This is a genomic window from Sediminicola sp. YIK13 (genome assembly GCF_001430825.1).
In the GTDB taxonomy this organism is placed as follows: Bacteria; Bacteroidota; Bacteroidia; order Flavobacteriales; family Flavobacteriaceae; genus Sediminicola.
The window spans coordinates 2,834,698-2,854,275 of record NZ_CP010535.1; the positions used below are offsets into that span (position 1 = coordinate 2,834,698).

Consider the following 19,578-nt stretch of genomic DNA (forward strand, 5'->3'; position numbering starts at 1 on the left):
GGAGGTTCTATAAGTATTCTTTAATTTTTAAAAAATTATAAAAGATATATTGAACATATGTTCGATATATCCTATATTGGGATGTATAATGAACATATGTTCATTATACAATTGTTAGGCAAAATTTAAAAAATGAATTCTTCTTTCAAAAATTATCAAAACCTGAATACGAAGCATAAGAAAACCATTTCTTATATGCTAAGCGGAGTTCTGATTTTTGCGATTGGAATTGTTGGAATAGGATATATGGATAACGAATTAATTTTGGAGGACGGTCGTTTGGAGATAACTGGATTATATGGAGCTGAAATACCACTGTCGGACATTCAATTAATTGAATTAACGGAGAAAAGACCTAGTTTGCAAAGAAGAATCAATGGGTATTCATTTGGTAATCGCAAAAAAGGATTTTTCAGGACAAATGATGGAGAAAGAATTAAAGCCATTATCAATTCTAATGTTTGTCCATGGATTTTAATCACAAAAAAATCTGGTGAAAAAATATACTTTTCCTCAAATGGAAAATCCAACCAGACTATATATCAGGAAATGAGAAAAACTTTGCCTAACATGGGCTATGATTCATTGTGGCATCATACAAAATACAAAAAATAGAAACAACCAAACGGCCTGATTTCATAAGTGGGAAAGTCTACGACGTTCCCCACAACGAAATCATAGCCTGGGCGTTAGCGCCAATGGTGCAATAAAAAACAAAGCATTACGGAGAGTTACGTGGAATGAAAGTTTAGACTAAGGCTCGGGCAAAGCTGATCCTTTTTAAATTGCCTTACCAATCTGTACGCAAGCAGAACGCACTCACCTCCTAGTTTGACCTTAAAAAGGCAATTTATAAAAGGTGTAAGAGCGTTAAGTTGTCATATCGCCTTTCACAATGACCTGGGCAACACCACGGGCGCTAACAAGGCCTATAATCCATTGTTTAGCATATTTACTGCAGTTCAAAAGTTTTCGTACTTTAGACCGGCATGATCCCTAGCTCGATTTGATTGACATCAAATCTCAACAACGGAATCATAGCCAAACCGTTGTAGGTAATTTTAATTGAATGCAAAAAATACTGATCTTAATTTCTTTATTCTTCTTTATCAGTTGTCAATCCTCAAAGCAACATTCAGAAATTCCGAAAATATGGTTAGGTATAGTGAATTATGACTCTGGATGGATAAAAGAACGCGGAGAATATAATTCAAATTATAAACCCCATCGAGCTAGAATAGGGGTTTGGGAAGAATTTTATGAAAAACTAAAAATAAAAGCAAAGGGTAAATACGAGTCTGACTTTTTTGTTCAGTGTTGTATTGGAGGACCCTGTGATATGTACTACAGCTATAAAGTAGGCGAATGGGTATATTATCACACTAATGGTCAAATTAAAGCCAAAGGGGTGTTTAGAATTCGGAGAAAGAAAATTGAAACAAGTTGTGAGGGTGGTGATTATATTAAGGCAGGTGTTGTGACCGACGCATGGGTGTTTTTTGACGAAAATGGCAATAAAACTTCACCTAATCAAGAATTCATTCGAGAAATTGAAGAAAGTAGTTTTATTATTGATTGGGGCACTTAAAACTACCTACAACAATACCTATAAGCAATGCTGAGTTTGGTGTTTAATCTAAAGTAAGCGTATATTTACTATGTCCGCAAAATCTTTCTGATTTTGCTCTGGCGAAAAAATATAAATCAAAACAAAAAGCTTTTGCTACGCGCGAAGACGGAAATAAAAAGTTTCCTTGCCTCCGCACTACTCATAGCTTAGGCGTTGTAATACATTTTAAAAAACTAAATCCCTAAAAAAGAACTCAAAAGAATATGATAAAAATCGGAAGTTTACTATTGGTTTTACTCCTATTCATTTCTTGCGGTTTAAAGAATGAAAAATCTGAACAGATCTCTACAACAGAAGATCAAATGAAAGAATTGATAGCAATATTATCTTCAGATTCTAAACCGCATAAAGAAATTGGACCAAAATTATCCGATTCTGAAATTCAAGAAGTGGAAAATGCACTTGAATTAGAACTTCCACCTTCCTATAAAATATTTTTAAAAGAATTTGGTAATGGCGCATATTGGCTATATATGAATGCCATAGATGATGTTAAACAAAAAAACTTTTTGAATAAATACCGCAAAGATTTAGGGAAAACGATTCATTTAGTCGGAGGAAAAGAATATGAAGTGGATTCACTTCTTTGCTTAATGACAGAGGATTCGAACGGCGGAGCTTGGGTTTGGTTGACATCTGAAAATTCAGAAAGCGGAGAATGGCCACTAGCGTACTATAGTTTGAGCGATAAAAAACTTCATTACAAAGTTGACAATTTTATCGAATGGTTAAGACTTCTCACGAAGGGTAAATATGAAGTGATTCGTGAACTTGATCTGGACGGAAAATTAGGCCTAGGCTAATAATTTTCTTGAAAAGGGAAATGAAAAACGTATTACAACAACGTGTATAATTAATTGCTGCGGAATTTCCTCGCAGGAAATTCACTTGAATTAATTAACTTGCCAATACGTTGGGAAAATCCTAACGGATTTCCCGCAACTAACCATACACGAACCGTTAGCTACAATTTGAGAAATGACGAAATACATTCAAATTTTCATACTTTTTTTAACCATATCTGCTTGCGGACAAAAAGCAACTGAAATGAAAACACCAAAAACTGCTAATGAGCAGTTTGCAGAATTCATTGCGAAGAAAAAATTTGTTGAACAAACCTATCCGAATTATTATCAAGGAATCACAGATGAAAAAATGCGACCAATTTTAACAGAGAAAATCAACCAAATTGCATCTGACTTTAAAAACGTTGCGGAATCTGAAAATCAGACTGACCAAGATTATCAAGAACAAATTGGAATTGGACTTTCAAGATTTAGAGAAAACTATCTGGAATTAGATACCAAAGACCGAGAAATGGTTTGTGTTTATATTGAGCAATTAATGGATATTGTCGGACTGGAAAGTTCGAATGGACAGTTGAATAAATTTATGTACGGATTTGACCCAATGGAAATGGAAAAGGAAGAAAGATGGACTGACGAACACGGGAACGTCTTTATCCAAAAAGGAAATGAAGTTTCCATAATTCCAGCTAAATACGAGAAAACTGGAAAAACATACAAGGTGTTTATTTTCAATGAGACCTCAAATGAAATTCAAGTTTCAGAAAGGCTTAAAATACAACCGAATGAATTTAAAGTTTTCAATATGGTGGACACAGACACGCTTGAATTAAATAATGGCGTAAAATTTTTGTTTGGAGAAACTTATGGACTAGAAATAGAGGACAAAAAATCACAAGTCAGCGGACTTGGAGCCGAATTTCTGGTAAAATACGGAGTTCCTGACGAAGCTGAATGGGCTTTTGTGATTGTCCCGGAAGGCCAAGGAGATTAAAAATAAAAACTGTAGCTAACAACGTGTAAAAATAATTGCTAGGTCACCGTTCATCGGAAAGTCCTGCGGACTTTCCTTCCGTATTTTTCCTTTTGCTATATTGAGGGCTTAACCACGCAACTATCTTTACACCAACCGTTGGCAATAATTTAAATGACTAATAAACTCAATATTTACGAAAAGTTATTTTTTTACCTTTTCACCTCGACCACACGGACTAATAAGTCAATACCTAAATGGTCAACAACAATTTTCTTAGCGACTGTTACTGCTCTTTATCTGCTAGCATTTGGGATTTTTTCGCCTTTTGATATGAAAATTCTCGGACGGAATGGATTCATGCTTTTCATGGGTACAAGTATTGCTATTCATTGGTTGTATTTCCTAAAGGACAACAGGATTTTAAAAAAGTTTGAGAGGACAAAGCCTCGCACGCAAATGATTGGAAAAATCCTTACTGGACTTTATACTTTTGGCGGATTTGCAACTCTATTTTATTCCCTAGGAATTGATTGGATATACACGCTATTTCTAGGCATGCTTTTTGGAGTTTTAGAATTTTCAGCCAAATGGTTGGGGACTGACCCAATAAAATTTGAATAAAACTATTGCCAACATTGGCTATAATCCATTGTTTAGCTTATTTACTACAATTCAAAAGTTTTCGTACTTTTAACCGGCATGATCCCAGCTCGATTTGATTAACATCAAATCTCAACAACGGAATCATAGCCTAACCGTTAGCTACAATGACCTAAAAACTCACGTATAAAAATTAAAAACCACAAATGTTGAAAATATCATTCGTACTTTTTATCACACTACTCTTACCTATTGTAAGTACAGCACAGGAAAATAAAGTAACTACAGGAAATGAAAATGGGACACTTATAGCGATTGGTGGTGGAGATATTGGACACACTAATATTATGAAAGAATTTCGGAAACTGGCTGGCGGAGATTCTGCGAAAATAGTAGTTATACCAACAGCATTTGTGAGGGACAATGAAATAGATACATTGTTATTAAAAAGAAATTTCAGGGAATATGGAATACCTAATTTTACTGTTCTACATACAAATGATTCTACTGAGGTAAATACAGATGATTTTGTGAAACCGATTAAGGAAGCTACAGGTATTTATTTTACAGGTGGTAGACATTGGAGAATAGCGGATAGTTATTTAAATACCAAAGTACACAAGGAACTATTAAAATTATTGGACAGAGGTGGCGTAATTGCAGGTTCGTCAGCAGGCGCAACTATACAAGGTTCCTATTTAGCAAGAGGAGATACGAAAAACAATCAAATAATGATGGGAGACCACGAAATTGGATTCGGATTTATTTCAAATATTGTTATTGACCAACACGTGTTAAGCCGAAATAGACAGTTTGATATGTTTACAATCCTAGAGAAAAAACCTGAACTTTTGGGTGTCGGAATTGATGAGAGTACAGCTATCGTGGTCAAAGGAGATACTTTGCAAGTTATTGGAGAAAGTTATGTTATTATCTATGACAAATCGTTCTGGTCAAATGAACATAATCCATTCGATGAGGAAACTCAAAAAAAACTTCCAAATAAAAACCAATTATTCTATTTTTTGAAAAGTGGAGATAAATATAATTTAAGAGACAGAAAAGTCATTCGGAATTAAACATTGTGCATAATCACTTTAGCTAACAACGTATATAGCTCATAGCTAATCAGTTGCTTAATCGAAGTTAAGGTATATTTGGAAAGTCGCCAAATTTTTAAATTTGACGATTTCCTACAAAAAAGATAAATAGTAAAATTTAAAAATCTGGCTTGTGCTCAATCCGAAATTAATCGCTAATTAACACGCTACGAGCCATACACAAGACCGTTGTACACAAGCTAAATGAATATAAGAAGAGTTATTATAAATAGAATCCTATTCCGTTTAGTCCCTATTATTGGTTTATTAATTGCAATAGTATACTTCAAAGGAATTACCCTTGGTAATATTCTGCATAAAATTTCTATTTGGGATATACTTCTTTTGGGAGTATTGGGCTATTTTTTTTATGACCTAATTAGACACTTTAAAAAAAGGGCCGAAAGAAATAAAACACTTAAAAATGCTAAGCTCTATGATTACCCAACCGATATAAAAATACCAAGAAGATTAAACTTCTTGGACAAACGGATCAGTTTTAATGAGAGAAGTATTGATATTACATTCAAAAACAATGTGATCTTGTATTTAAATAAAGACAAGAAAAAATTAGAATTGAAAAAGACCTTTGGCAAGAAAAACTTGAGCTTCAATGATATTCAATTCATATTCCTTGAATACAACCAGTATGAAAAGGACACTTTGGTCGACCTTTTTTCTTACGGTTCTTCATTTGATAAAAACATTTGGAACAATGCTATAAGGGCTCAACTAAGAAATGGGGAACAAATTACACTTTTTGAGGCGCAACTTGAAGAAACTAATAATGAGGCAATGGTCAACTATCAAATTTCTGGAAAACATGAAGAAAAATCTTATTTGGAAAATGGAATTAATTTAATTGGATTGTTTAGTTTTTTTATGGAAAAAAAATACTTAATAATTGATAATAGAATATAAAAAGCCTGTGTACAACAATACCTATAAGTAATGCGGAGTTAGTGTTTAATTTAAAGTAAGCGTATATTTACTATGTCCGCAAAATCTTTTCGATTTTGCTCTGGCGAAAAAATATAAATCAAAACAAAAAGCTTTTGCTACGCGCGAAGACAGAAACGAAAATGTTTCCTTGCCTCCGCACTACTCATAGCTGAAGCGTTATGCCTTATTGACAAAAAGAATAAAGAATGGATATAATCGAACAAATAGAAATTAAAAATTTCCGTTCTTTTGGTAACAGGAAAAAAGAGTCTTACAAAGTATTAAAATGCCAATCATTAAATATTATTTCAGGAGCTAACGACTCTGGAAAATCAAATATTTTAAGAGCATTAAACTTATACTTCAATAAAAAAACTGATTTAAATAATTTTTTTGATTTCAATAAAGATTTCTTCAAAAAAGAAGACCTAGATGAAAATGAAATAAAAGAGGAATTAGTTACAATTAAAATCTGGTTCTACAATCCAAAAAACTTTGGGAAAAACAAAGAAAAAACTACAAATATTTATTTGCCAGAAAAGTTCTGGGTAAGTAGAAAATGGAAGAAAACATCAGAATTTAGTCAATTTGACCAATTATCAAGCATTGAAAAAGATTTTGAAATTGAAAAAGGTTCTGACTTTGATTACTTTTTGGAAGACAATATTGATGGAACCAAATCTCTAAAATCAAATGCTCGAGCAAGTCTTCAAAAGCAATTAACTGACTTTATCAATTCTATTCAGTTCCACTACGTTCCTGCAATAAAAGACAGTAGCTATTTCTCCCACCTATACGGTGAATTGCAACAAACTTTATGGAAAACTAAAATATCTACAGTAGAAGATAAGAAAAATGAATTTGAAAAAGCAATACAAGTTGAGACAGATATTTTGATGTCTGAGTTTAAAAATTCAATTTCTATTAACAGTGATATAAAACCTGTCTTTCAACTACCTTCGGATTTGATTAATTTGTTTAGAGCATTAGTAGTCCAAACAGGAAGTGTGGATTTGACCTTAAGAGGAGATGGATTTCAAGCAAAACTTATTCCTGAAATACTCAATTTCATTGCAATTAAAGAACTTTCATTTACTGCCAAAAGTATCAAGTCAGACTATAAAGCAAAAAAATATTTTATATGGGGGTTTGAAGAACCTGAGAATTCTTATGAATACAGAAATGCTCAAATATTAGCGGAAAAATTTAAGGAGATATTTTCTAAAAATGCTCAAATATTTATTACAACCCACTCTTTTAATTTTCTATCACTAAGAGGTGAAAACATTGGCATATATAGAGTCTGGAAAGACAACGAAATTAAAAGGTCTAAAATAACTAAGTTAAAATTTGATAGTAAAGGAAAAATAAAATTCGACTCATCTGCTTTAAATTCTGATTGGGATTTATTGCAAGAAGAATTAGGCTTTTTCTATTTAAATGAAGAGCTAAATCATATATATGAGGAGAAACAAAAACAACTAGACATAATTAAAAACAAAGCAGAGCAAATAGATAAGCCAATTATTTATTCAGAAGGTTATAATTACAAGTATCTACAAAAAGCCAAGGATATTTATTTACCCGAAATAGATGTAGACATAAAAGATTGTGGAGGAAAAAATGAATTACAAAAATTATTTAAATTATTTGTGAAAACAGATTTTGACAGATTTAAAATATTTTTCATTTTCGACTGTGATGCTAGAGGTTCATATTCGGACTGTAAAAGCCTTAAAACAAAAGATTTAGTTCCATATATTTTCGAGAAAAACCCGAATAATCAAATTGAAGAATTACAGTCAGGCATTGAAAATCTATTTGACTCTGAAATAATTGAAATTAAAGACGAGTCCTATTTATTTGATGTTACCACTATTGATAGAAATGGTGTTATTCAAAGTAGAAATCGAAAACTTAGAAAAGATAATTTTGAGAAGTATATTCTTGAAGAAAGACTAATAGATGAAGATTTTTATAGATTTGAATCCCTATTTGAATTAATAAAAGAAAAGTTAAATAACAAGGCATAACAATGTATATAAAAAATAGGCGAAATAGTAATATAATCAAGTGTTTCGGCTCGAATCAAACTTTGTGCTTAACCAAAAGTTTAGTGCTTCGAAACCACCTGCTTTTCATATACTAAACGTTGTACAACATTTACAAAACAAGACGAAAATGAATATCTACAGAAGTAAAAGCTCATTTTTTGTTAAAATAATTACCTTGATTGCAATGATTTTAATGTCATTTGTTGCTCTGACTCTGTTAATTACAAACAAAAATTACGGACTGCTTGGAGGAACAGTTTTGAGTTTGCTGACAATTGGAACCATACTTTACTTCTTTGCGAACTCTCTGAACAGAGTGATTCTGGAAAAAGACAAGGTCATTTTAAAAAAGACTTTTGGACAAATTGCTATTCCGTTTTCGGAAATAAAAGAAATTAAAAAACTGGAATATTCTAATCTGACGATGACTTATGGAAGTAGAGGAGTTTTTGGGTTTATTGGAAATACAATGGACGATTCGATTAGTTTTGTTAAGGACAGAAAGCAAATGTTTCAAATTATAACTGACAATAAAAAATATGTCTTGAGTTCTGAAAACTCAACTGAACTAATAAATGAAATAAAAAACGTTGTACAACAAGGGCTATAATTCATTGTGGCAGTATGCAAAAAACAATAATAGAAACCATCAAACGGCCTGATTTCATAAGTAGAAAAGTCTACGACGTTTTCCACAACGAAATCATAGCCTTGGCGTTAGCGCCAATGGTGCAATAAAAAACAAAGCAGTACGGAGAGTTACGTTGAATAAAAGTTAAGACAATGGCTCGGGCAAAGCTGATCCTTTTTAAATTGCCTTACCAATCTGTACGCACGCAGTACGCACTCATCCCCTAGTTTGACCTTAAAAAGGCAATTTATAAAAGGTTTAAGAGCGTTAAGTTATCATAACGCCCTCACTATGGCCTGGGCAACACCACGGGCGCTAACAAGGCCTATAATCCATTGTTTAGCGTATTTACTACAAATCAAAAGTTTTCGTACATTAGACCGGCATGATCCCAAGCTCGATTTGATTGACATCAAATCTCAACAACGGAATCATAGCCTAACCGTTGGCAACAATTGGATAATAAAATATAATAATTAAGAATGACCTGTAACAAATGTGGCTCGAATAAGATCATTAAAGGAGCGCGAGTTGTAGATTATGGACATGGGAATGTCAAAAAAAATCTATCAGTTTATATTCAAAAAACAGACAATGTATTTTTTAATAAGTTTGAGCAGGGTGAGTTAATCGCTCAAATTTGTTGCTCTTGCGGCGATGTAGAATTTACAATAAGTAATGTGGATGGCCTTTGGGAGGCGTATACCAAATCCAAAAAAACGGAAAATTAAATAATAAACTGTTGCCAACAGGGGCTATAATTCATTGTGGCATCATGCAAAAAACAATAACATTAACCCCAAAACGGCCTGATTTCATAAGTGGAGAAGTCTTCGACGTTCACCACAACGAAATCATAGCCTAGGCGTTAGCCTTCATTATCTAAAATCTCGCTATCAACTTAATTACCATACCTTTAGATAAACTAACCATCAATGATAAAATTCTTTAGGAAAATTCGCCAAAAATTATTAGACGAAAATAAATTGAGTAAATATCTTCTTTACGCCATTGGAGAAATTATACTTGTTATAATTGGAATATTAATAGCGCTTTTTATAAACAATAAAAACGAAGTTCGAATGGTTGAAAATAAATTCATTACAAACCTTTTACAGGTTCAAAAGGAACTTGAGTTAAATATTGAAAACACAAACAGCAGCATAAATTATTATTTAACCAAGGACAATCTTATAGCATCTGTAATGGCTGATTCTTTGACTACTGAAGATTACTATTCAGATATGAAGAACATAAACATAAAGCCTTCAAAAGGCCAAGGGTTGTGTTATATAATCTTCAATACAACACAAGTAAATACTCTAAATAATCGTGTTGTTAAGTTGAATCAAAATACTGATAAGCTACCCAATGAATTTTATCCAATTCTTGAAGAAATAAATAAAATTTATTCTCAATTTAGAACTATAGTAATGGATTGGAATGCAAAAATGCTCACTTTAGAAAACTCAAATATTGCCAAGTTTAGTGATAATTACAATTGGTTTAACAAGGTTTATTATTTTGAAAAATCAAATTCAGAAGCATTTGAGTACTTTGTAAATGACCCAATATATAAAAACTTAGTATCACAGTATTCCTTTTTATCCGAAGAACATTTTAAATCCATAAAAACTTTTAGAAATGAGGGAATCAAATTACACACAGCCATTTCTGACTTTCTGAGACTGGAAGCTAAAACAGATTCAATATCTAATAAATTTATTCTAGATAAAGAATTATTAGACTGCTACGCTGGAAAGTATTCATTTGGTTCTGACTCGTATTTTGAAATAACAATAAAAAACAATAAATTATTTTTATCCTATGAATTTGAAAATCTGGAACTTACAGATATATCTGAAACTAAATTTGTAGGAGTTGATAATGATTTCTCAATAACATTTGAGAACACTAATAATTGTATTTCCAATAGTTTCATTTTTCAGCAAGACGGAGTGTCTTACAAATTTATTAAATGAAATAAAAATAATAACGAAAGGCTAACAACATGTATAATTAATTGCTTGTGCAAGTGCTTATTCGGAAAATTCCTATGGAATTTTCCGAGACAGTTATTGTTTACTAAATTAGGTGCTGACCACCGCACTAATCATACACAAACCGTTGTAAAACATCATGAAAAAAACTCTGATAATATTAATAATAGTTCTGACTTCGCATTTAGCTGAAGCACAGTTTATAAAAGAAAAATCAATAAACGCTCAAATTGGATATGGTATCAGTGTGCCATATAATAGTATCGACGAAGTTGCCGATGGTGGCTTTTTTGCACAAGGAGAATTGGTTTTAAATGTCGCTTCATGGTTTGAATTAAGACCTTACGCAGGTTTTATTTTAACAAATTCTAGCGGAAAAGATTTGAATAACAATCCTACTAATGAAAAAGCTGAATCAAAAGCCTTTTTACTTGGAGGAAAAGCAAGAGTTCGTGCACCAATTGCTTGGGTTGCACCATATGTTGAAATTGGAATAGGAACTTCAATTGGAAAATTTGAAACATTAACAGCTTTTGACAATATTGATAAAGGAGGAATAATTTATCACATACCTTTTTCAATTGGTCTAGAATTAGGGAAAAATAATAATGTTGATTTAGGGTTTACTTATTATTTTCAACCATCAGTTCAGCAGTTCGTTGGAGCATTTGCAGTTGGAATTACATTTCCACTGAATAATAAAAAATAACGTTTTACAACAATGTATAAAAATAATCGCTCAATTTTGGGCTTAACGAAAGGTCGTTGCAAGTTTACTACGTCTGATTTTCCTGCGGAAAATCCTCGCATGTAAACCCGCAACTATTCTTATACGAACCGTTGGCAACAATTAAAACATAAAAAATGAAAAATATATTATTAATTATCCTTTTGGTAGTCGCTAATTATTCAATAAAGGCACAAACAGATACTTATCCTAAAGGAAGTTACATGAATTTCCAAGAAATATTGGATAAAACCCCATCTGAAAACTTTTCTGTTGAGCTCGAAAAACGGAGTAAAGGAAAAATAAAAATGAATGGCGGAAATGATTATCAACTAAACCCAATCGATGAAAATATTAAAAATAATGTTTTAAAAAAGGAAGTCTATGCATACTCTGACGGGAATGATTTGTATTTAAACAGCTTCCAACACGAACTACAGTTTTGGTATAGTAAAGTTGATGGTGAAAATGATAATTATTTCGTTTTTAATGCTGGTATTCCAATGAACATGAAAAGATATGGAATGAAATCTTCTGATATTTCATATATGTTTGGAGGGATTATTGCAGGATTTAGTGCGGCCAAAAGAGCATTAATCCGCTTGCCTTACTTAATGAACAAAAATACTCAAGAAGTAATATTAGTATCCGAAAAAAATATTAGAGATTTAATGAATGGATCAACGGAGCTGATTGCGGAATATGAAAAAGAAACTGAAAAAGATAACGTTGAGACATTGAACAAGTACCTTATAAAATGGGTATCTGAAAAGTAAGAACTGTTGCCAACAAGGGCTATAATTCATTGTGGCATCAAGCAAAAAACAAAAATATTAACCACCAAACGGCCTGATTTCATAAGTGGGAAAGTCTACGACCTTCCCCACAACGAAATCATAGCCTAGGCGTTGTAACCAATTTAACAAAATGAAATTTGTTCAGGTATTATTCTTCATTACCATAATAGCTTTTAACTCTTGTAAGCAAGGTAAAAAATCCAATTCTGAAGAGATTAAAATTAATGTTGAGCTAAAAGATAAACTAGAATCAATTTTATTAAAAGATCAAGGAATACGAGAAATAGTAGATGGAAATTTAAATCATGAAAGAAGGGTTTTCTTGTTAAATGAAATGCAATTGAATGAAACGGATATAGAAGGGAACAAAAAATTTGACTTAATGGATGAAATTGATAGTATCAATTTACTCGAAACCGAAAACATTATAAAAAATCATGGCTACCCGAGTAAATCTTTAGTTGGCGAACCTGCTAATAAAGCTGTTTTTTATGTCATTCAACACTCTAATAAAATAGAGGAATACTTACCTCTAATTAGAAAAGCTAGCCAAAATGGAGACATCGCTAAAACCTCATTAGCAATGATGGAAGACAGGAATTTAATGAATAAAGGAATTGAACAACTTTACGGGACCCAGATAAAAGGACAAACCAATAAAAAAGGTGAATGGATTTACTTCCTCTGGCCAATTAAAAATGCTGATTCAATTAATATTTGGAGAAAAGAAATTGGATTTAAACTAAACGTAGAGGAATATGTAAAGGAAATGGGAGTTGAATTTAGATTATATCAAATCAACGAATTAAGCGATTTATAAAAAACTGGTTACAACAATACCTATAAGTAATGCGGGGTTGAGTATTTAACTCAATGGTTTGCGTATATTTACTATGTCCGCAAAATCTTTTGGATTTTGCTCTGGCGAAAAAATATAAATCAAAACAAAAAGCTTTTGCTACGTGCGAAGACGGAAACGAGAAAGTTTCCTTGCCTCCGCACTACTCATAGCTTAGGCGTTAGGCAACATATGAAAAAGTTAATTCTGATAGTCACTAGTATTTTCTTAATGTCCAACTTATCTGGACAAGAATGTGAATATGAGGAATATTTTCGGTTGACAGATTTGGCTAAAAAAGAGTTTTCTGAACAAAATTTTAATGGGGCTAAACGGAACTTCCAACTTGCCTTTGCCAAAACCGACATTCCCCTCGGACATGATTTAAGCTATGCCTTGGTCACAGCTAATGAAACAAAGGACAATGAATGGGCTGAACATGTGGCAGAAAAGTTGGCAAAAGGTGGTACGCCATTAAGGTATTTTGCAAAATTCAAAAAGAAGAAGTGGTACAATAAATTTAAATCAAATTTTGAACTACATGCTAAATATTACGTAGACCATTTTAATATAGAAATGCGAAATCGATTCTTAGAAATTTCACAAGACGATTATGAATTTACTAATAAATACCACCAGTGGAGAGAACGAAAAATAGAATTGACATTACAAGAATTAATTGACGGAGCAACAAAGATACTAACGGACTTTAAGGATTTCAACGAAAAATATGGGTTTCCAAATGAACAACATATGGGATACAATTATGTTCGTCATAAAAATAGAATTGAACCATATCATGTTGATGTTATTATGATACATAGTAATCAATGGGGTGTGTTAACATATGAAGATAAAATACATGACCTTGTCTGCACAGGGGGTATTCACCCGAGTTTTGAAAAATCATTAAAAGGGATTCGTGGATATGGCAATAGCACTGGAGTTGAACAAGAAATGCAAGCCAGATATGCAAAATACAGAGGGACAAAATAAAATACGTTGCCTAACATTGGCTATAATTCATTGTGGCATCATGCAAAAAACAAAAATAATAACCGTCAAACGGCCTGATTTCATAAGTGGGAAAGTCTACGACGTTTCCCACAACGAAATCATAGCCTAGGCGTTGTGTGTCAGTTTAACAGAACAGCAATTAGAAGATTAGAAATATAAAGTTTACAATGAAAAAGAAAATTATATGGATTTTAATTGCGATACTGATAGTTACAATTGGTTATTTAGCTTCATTGTCTGACCCACCAGAAGATGAATCAATAAGGTTTGTTGACATCAATAATTATATATCAAAGGAAGAAATGTTTTTTGATATTGATAGCTTAACAAGCACCTTTGAGAAGATTCACCCTAATCCATATAGATTTTTCCAAAAAACCAATCACCAATCAAAGGTCGACTCTATAAAACTACAGCTTCCAGATAGTTTGACTATTATAAATTTTTGGCGAATTATTGATCAAATTGTCATTGGCTATAACGATGCTCATTCAACTGCACATGATAGTTATGTTCTCACAGATTATGTAAAAAAGGAAAAATTATTCTTTCCCCTTTCGGCAAGAATAGTTGAAAATAAAATACTTGTTTCGGTTAGTGAAAGTCAAGAGCAGATTTTGCCAAAAAATACAGAAATAATAAAAATAAACGGGAAGACATCCGAGGAATTGATTAAAGACTTACTCAACCATGCTACAAGAGAAGCGCAATCATTGAAACTTTTGGAAATATCGGATGATTTCCGGTTCTATTTATGGAAAACCTACAATTGGGAGGAAGATTTTAACATACATTTTAAAACAATTGAAAGTTCAAGTGCAGATTCAATGCTTATAAACGGCATTAAATGGGAAAATCGAGAAAAATTAACGAAAAATGAAACTCAATCATATAATTTCAACATATTGGAAAACCAAGTTGGCTATATGAAAATCTCAGACTTTAATAGTGATGAAAAAGAAATTAAGAACTTTTATAAACAGTCCTTTAAATCATTAGTAGAAAATAATTCATCACATATAATCTTAGATTTTAGAGGTCACAAAGGAGGAGCTGATAGCTTTGGAGAACATTTAGCTAAATATTTTGCCAAAGAACCATTTAGAAAATTATCAAAAGCATATTGGAAAATAACCCCTGAGTTTAAAGAAGCCTTTGACAGAAAATTTATCCCTATTAGTATCCGTTGGTTTAAACCAGTTTATCTGGTTAATGGATATTCAAGCATTTTTTATGGAGCGAAAAAAAATGAATTGGTAACAGTCAATTATGAAATGAATAAACCTTTATCCGAAGAAGAGAGATTCCTTGGAAATGTATATTTGATAACAGACCATAATACTTTTTCAGCAGGGTCAATTTTCGCAGAAATGTTTAAGTTTTACAATATGGGGAAAATAGTTGGCCAACCAACAGGTAATTTGTACTCTTTTAATGGTTTTGCGCTTACTAATTTCACGCTACCCTATTCAAAATTATCATTTCAAGTTTCTTCGGTTTATAATATTGCAAATAACGAATATGAAGGAATGAAATCTGTACAGCCTGACGATATTATTGATTTAAAAGAAAACCCTGTGGATTATATTATTGAAACATATATCCGATAATTAGAAAATTAACATAGAAGAAAACCGAACACACAACAATGTATATAAAAAATAGGCGAAACAGTAATAAATTCAAGGCTTTTGGCTCGTTTCGAAATTTATGCTTAACCGAAAGTTTGGTGCTTCGAAACCGCCTACTTTTCATATACTAAACGTTGTGCAACATTTAAATCAAATGAAGAATTTCCTAACTATAATCAGCTTTTTATTTTCAATTCTTGCCGTTTGTCAATCCAATCCCATGGATTTGTACAATACTGGCAACGCAAATTTTAAAGCTGGAAACTTCGAAAAAGCAATCGAAAACTATACGGAGTTAATGGAAATCATTGAAGAACCTACTGTCCAAAAAACCTGTTTTATCAATCGAGGTCTTTCATACGACAGACTTAAAAAATATGACTTGGCAATTGCGGACTTCACAACTGCAATAAAAATGGACAGCACGGACATGGCGTCATATATTGACAGAGGAATTTCAAAAATGCATTCTGGCAATCTTGAAAAAGCAATAATGGACTTTAATCATGTCATTCGATTGAAAACCAATCAAAGAATGACAGAAAACGCTATTTACTGGAAAGCCAAAATTCATTACTCGCAACAAAAGTTTGAAGAAACCGTAGCTGATTGTGACCAGTACTTTCTTATAAACCCAAAAGACCCGGAATTGTATTTTATTCGTGGCTCAGCGAATGGAATGTTACGGAATTTCGAGGAGGCGATTAAAGACTATGATAGGGCAATCGAATTGAATCCAAATTACTACCAGGCAATTGCCAACAGGGGAACAACAAAAATCAACCTTCTGACTGGAAATGGAAAGCTACAGCCAAGTAAGAGAGAAACAAGAAATCCATGTAAGGACCTAAAAAAAGCCAAGGAATTGGGAGATAACTCTGTGGACGACTTAATTTACGTTTACTGCGACAAAAAAAGAAAATAAAAACGTTGCACAACACGGTGTATAATTAATTGCGGGCGGAATTTCCAATTGGAAATTCCTGCAATCAATTATCTTTAATGTCAGGCGGACATTTTCCGTTGGAAAAGTCCGCAACTAATCATACACGAACCGTTACCTGCAAGCTGAAAACAAATCTGGAATGTATAAAAACTTAGAAACTGATAGACTAATAATCCGACCAATCAACTTGACAGACTCAAAGTTTATTATTGAATTGGTTAATTCTGATGGATGGTTGAAGTTTATTGGAAATAGGAATATATCTGACAAGAATGATGCTGAAAAGTATATTCAAAAAATACTTGATAGTCCAAACTTTTATTATAGCGTTTTCCAATTAAAAACCACAAAAGAACCTGTCGGAATAGTCACATTTTTAAATCGTGCGGAACAAAAATTCCCAGACATTGGATTTGCAATGTTACCTGAGTATGAAAAAAACGGATACACATTAGAAGCAAGTAGAAAATATTTAGATGAAATAATTAAATCTAATAAATATGAAAACATTATAGCAATTACTATTCCCGACAATCAAAAATCTATTAAATTACTTATGAAACTCGGACTTGAGTATGAATCTGATTATGTTGGAGATAATGGCACGTTATCTATATTTAGTTTGAGTCCTGAAAAAAAGCCAGCAGGTAACAATGGCTATAATTCATTGTGGCAGTATGCAAAAAACTAAAATAGAAACCACCAAACAGCTTGATTTCATAAGTGTAAAGGCTAATCTATAACTTTTGTAAACTATGTATCTTAACGAACACCCGGTACGATAAAGGCACATAGTTTACACTTTTTTAGTTTATAATTTGAGATCAAAATTAAATTATTGTCCCTTGTAAAAGTTTCTTCAAGTAATACTTAGTTATCAAATAACACTTCAAACAATCCAATTTTAAAGATCTGACTTTTTTCCTGTTAAAATTTCCCTATTCCTTGGATTTCAATTGTTGATAACCTAGAATTACCTTCTATATAGGAAACATTGCCAAGATAGAAAATGGTTTCATTCAGTATCTTATGAAACCAAATAAAATTTATACTTTATAAACATAATCTCATTTGGTCCGTTTTGATATAATATACTGTATATCAATTATTTGTGGATAACTCCTTACATCGTTCCATAGGGCTGTTCGCCTATTTTCATACATTTATCCAATACCAATATTGAAAGAAAACAAAAGCGCTTTTGTTCATTTCACATCCTTAAAAAGAAATAAAATGGACACAATTTTAATACTCGGACGGCTGGACCGTTTGGAAAAACTTTTGATGGCGAAGAAAGAGGTACTGACCTTTGAGGAGACCTGTGATTATACAGGGATATCCAGAAGTTACCTGTAAAAACTTACCGCTGCGGGGACCGTTCCGCACTCCAAGCCCAACGGAAAACTTATTTTTTTCGAAAGGAAGAAAATTGAGGGCTGGCTGCTCCAGAACGAACGAGAACCCATAGAGGAAATCGAAACGATAGCGAAGCCTGTTCGTTAGGCGACCGTATATCCAAACTTTTCAAATTTCATTACACCTTGGGAATCCCCTAGGTGTTCAAAACCCTATACTATGAAAAAAGTACCGTACTTACGGGTGGGCACCTCGTACTATAAACTGGTGCAGGCACCGACCATCGCAGGCCATTTCAACGAGATCTTGGTCCATTGGAACATCGAGACCATCCGCCAGGACCATGGAAAGGATTACCTGAGCAAGGTTCCAAAGTATGATGGCTTCACATGTATCCCCAGCCACGTCGATTTTAAACAGGAGTACAAAGGGTTTTATAATACCTATTCCCCGTTGCCCGCAATCCCCAAAGAAGGGGATTGTAGTACGTCATTAAGTTTCCTTGAACACATTTTCGGCCAGCACTATGAACTGGGATTGGACTACCTTCAACTGTTATATACGAAACCGGTCCAGGTATTGCCAATCCTGTGCCTGGTCTCCAAGGAACGATCCACGGGCAAGAGCACCTTTTTGAAATGGCTGAAGGCCATCTTCGACAACAACATGACCTATCTGACCAATGACAGTTTCAGCAGCCAGTTCAATGCGGACTGGGCGAACAAGCTGCTCATCTGTATAGATGAGGTTCTGTTCAACAAAGAGGAATTGACCGAACGCATCAAGTACCTGAGCACGACCAATATCAACAAGTTGGAGGCCAAGGGAAAGGACAAACGGGAAGTGGAGTTCTTTGGCAAGTTCATCCTGTGCAGCAACAACGAGGACAATTTTATTAAGATAGACGGGAACGAGACCCGTTTTTGGGTGCTGAAAATACCGGTACTTAAAAAGGAGGAGACCGATTTCCTGTATCACCTGAAATCGGAAATACCGGCTTTTCTGCATTTCATGCAACAGCGGCAGCTATCGAGCGAGCACAGCACTAGAATGTGGTTCACCCCAAAACAGATTAGAACAGCAGCGTTAAAAAGGTTGGTACAGAACAATAGGAACCGGGTGGAGAAGGAGCTGGCCAGTATCCTGTTCAGTGTCATGGAAAAGTTCGAACTGGAGGAGATACATCTCTGTCCCATCGATGCGCTGCACCTGTTGAACAAGACCCGCGTCAAGACCGACCTGACACAGTTACGGAAATTGCTGAAGAATGATTGGAAACTTGTCAACCAGGACAACTCCAACAAATACCAAAAAGTGACCATTTGGAGCGATGGGGATATAAACCTGACCGATGCCAAGGGAAGGTACTTTACGGTGGCAAAAGACTTTTTGGACAAAAATTTTGATGATACGATGACGGAATAGGGCGGGGCCAATGTTTACGGGGCCTAGGCTGTCATCAAACTGTCATCATTCTGTCATCAAAAAAAATAATGATGACGGAAAACACTTGGAAAAAACGAAGAA

General features: G+C 33.4%; 20 protein-coding genes. All 20 read left to right on the forward strand.

The annotated features are described in order from the left end of the window. Positions 1-132 precede the first annotated feature (132 nt). The 20 genes from SB49_RS12630 to SB49_RS12725 all read left to right on the forward strand — a co-directional run bounded on the left by SB49_RS12630 (position 133) and on the right by SB49_RS12725 (position 19,476). Entirely contained in the window at positions 133-615 is a 483-nt protein-coding gene (locus SB49_RS12630; protein ID WP_062057126.1) for a hypothetical protein, read from the forward strand. A gap of 454 nt (positions 616-1,069) precedes the next feature. Further along, a complete protein-coding gene (locus tag SB49_RS12635; protein WP_062057128.1) occupies positions 1,070-1,588 on the forward strand; it encodes a hypothetical protein in 519 nt (172 codons plus the stop codon). A 245-nt stretch (positions 1,589-1,833) separates the two neighbouring features. Continuing rightward, positions 1,834-2,433 (forward strand): SMI1/KNR4 family protein, encoded by a 600-nt coding sequence (locus tag SB49_RS12640; protein WP_062052775.1) that lies wholly within the window; start codon positions 1,834-1,836, stop codon positions 2,431-2,433. Between the two features lie 175 nt (positions 2,434-2,608). Next, positions 2,609-3,430, forward strand: coding sequence for a DUF4844 domain-containing protein (locus SB49_RS15915; protein ID WP_082591118.1), 822 nt, complete (start codon positions 2,609-2,611; stop codon positions 3,428-3,430). 153 nt (positions 3,431-3,583) lie between these two features. Further along, positions 3,584-4,033 carry a hypothetical protein gene (locus SB49_RS12650; protein ID WP_062057129.1) on the forward strand — a complete coding sequence of 150 codons (450 nt, stop codon included), beginning with the start codon at positions 3,584-3,586 and terminating at the stop codon, positions 4,031-4,033. A gap of 185 nt (positions 4,034-4,218) precedes the next feature. After that, positions 4,219-5,091, forward strand: coding sequence for a cyanophycinase (locus tag SB49_RS12655; RefSeq protein ID WP_062057131.1), 873 nt, complete (start codon positions 4,219-4,221; stop codon positions 5,089-5,091). 225 nt (positions 5,092-5,316) lie between these two features. Next, entirely contained in the window at positions 5,317-6,033 is a 717-nt protein-coding gene (locus SB49_RS12660) for a hypothetical protein (protein WP_062057133.1), read from the forward strand. Between the two features lie 227 nt (positions 6,034-6,260). Beyond that, positions 6,261-8,087: an AAA family ATPase gene (locus tag SB49_RS12665; protein WP_062057135.1), complete on the forward strand. Its 1,827-nt coding sequence runs from the start codon at positions 6,261-6,263 to the stop codon at positions 8,085-8,087. A 148-nt stretch (positions 8,088-8,235) separates the two neighbouring features. Next, on the forward strand, positions 8,236-8,718 hold the full coding sequence (locus SB49_RS12670; protein WP_145758394.1) for a PH domain-containing protein: 483 nt from the start codon (positions 8,236-8,238) through the stop codon (positions 8,716-8,718). A gap of 503 nt (positions 8,719-9,221) precedes the next feature. Beyond that, positions 9,222-9,470 carry a hypothetical protein gene (locus tag SB49_RS12675; RefSeq protein ID WP_062056480.1) on the forward strand — a complete coding sequence of 83 codons (249 nt, stop codon included), beginning with the start codon at positions 9,222-9,224 and terminating at the stop codon, positions 9,468-9,470. 204 nt (positions 9,471-9,674) lie between these two features. Next, a complete protein-coding gene (locus tag SB49_RS12680; protein WP_062057139.1) occupies positions 9,675-10,721 on the forward strand; it encodes a hypothetical protein in 1,047 nt (348 codons plus the stop codon). Positions 10,722-10,878: 157 nt separating this feature from the next. After that, positions 10,879-11,448 carry a hypothetical protein gene (locus tag SB49_RS12685; RefSeq protein WP_062057141.1) on the forward strand — a complete coding sequence of 190 codons (570 nt, stop codon included), beginning with the start codon at positions 10,879-10,881 and terminating at the stop codon, positions 11,446-11,448. Between the two features lie 155 nt (positions 11,449-11,603). Further along, positions 11,604-12,242 carry a DUF6563 family protein gene (locus tag SB49_RS12690; protein WP_062057143.1) on the forward strand — a complete coding sequence of 213 codons (639 nt, stop codon included), beginning with the start codon at positions 11,604-11,606 and terminating at the stop codon, positions 12,240-12,242. Positions 12,243-12,393: 151 nt separating this feature from the next. After that, on the forward strand, positions 12,394-13,083 hold the full coding sequence (locus SB49_RS12695; protein ID WP_062057145.1) for a DUF6624 domain-containing protein: 690 nt from the start codon (positions 12,394-12,396) through the stop codon (positions 13,081-13,083). 210 nt (positions 13,084-13,293) lie between these two features. Next, positions 13,294-14,097 (forward strand): hypothetical protein, encoded by an 804-nt coding sequence (locus SB49_RS12700; protein WP_145758395.1) that lies wholly within the window; start codon positions 13,294-13,296, stop codon positions 14,095-14,097. A gap of 188 nt (positions 14,098-14,285) precedes the next feature. Then, positions 14,286-15,728 (forward strand): S41 family peptidase, encoded by a 1,443-nt coding sequence (locus SB49_RS12705; RefSeq protein ID WP_062057150.1) that lies wholly within the window; start codon positions 14,286-14,288, stop codon positions 15,726-15,728. A gap of 241 nt (positions 15,729-15,969) precedes the next feature. After that, on the forward strand, positions 15,970-16,674 hold the full coding sequence (locus tag SB49_RS12710) for a tetratricopeptide repeat protein (RefSeq protein ID WP_235537761.1): 705 nt from the start codon (positions 15,970-15,972) through the stop codon (positions 16,672-16,674). 160 nt (positions 16,675-16,834) lie between these two features. Then, positions 16,835-17,386 carry a GNAT family N-acetyltransferase gene (locus SB49_RS12715; protein WP_062057151.1) on the forward strand — a complete coding sequence of 184 codons (552 nt, stop codon included), beginning with the start codon at positions 16,835-16,837 and terminating at the stop codon, positions 17,384-17,386. 542 nt (positions 17,387-17,928) lie between these two features. Further along, complete coding sequence (locus SB49_RS16270) at positions 17,929-18,051, forward strand: hypothetical protein (RefSeq protein WP_335337878.1); 123 nt, start codon at positions 17,929-17,931, stop codon at positions 18,049-18,051. A gap of 219 nt (positions 18,052-18,270) precedes the next feature. Beyond that, positions 18,271-19,476: a primase-helicase family protein gene (locus SB49_RS12725; protein WP_062056515.1), complete on the forward strand. Its 1,206-nt coding sequence runs from the start codon at positions 18,271-18,273 to the stop codon at positions 19,474-19,476. Positions 19,477-19,578: the final 102 nt, after the last annotated feature.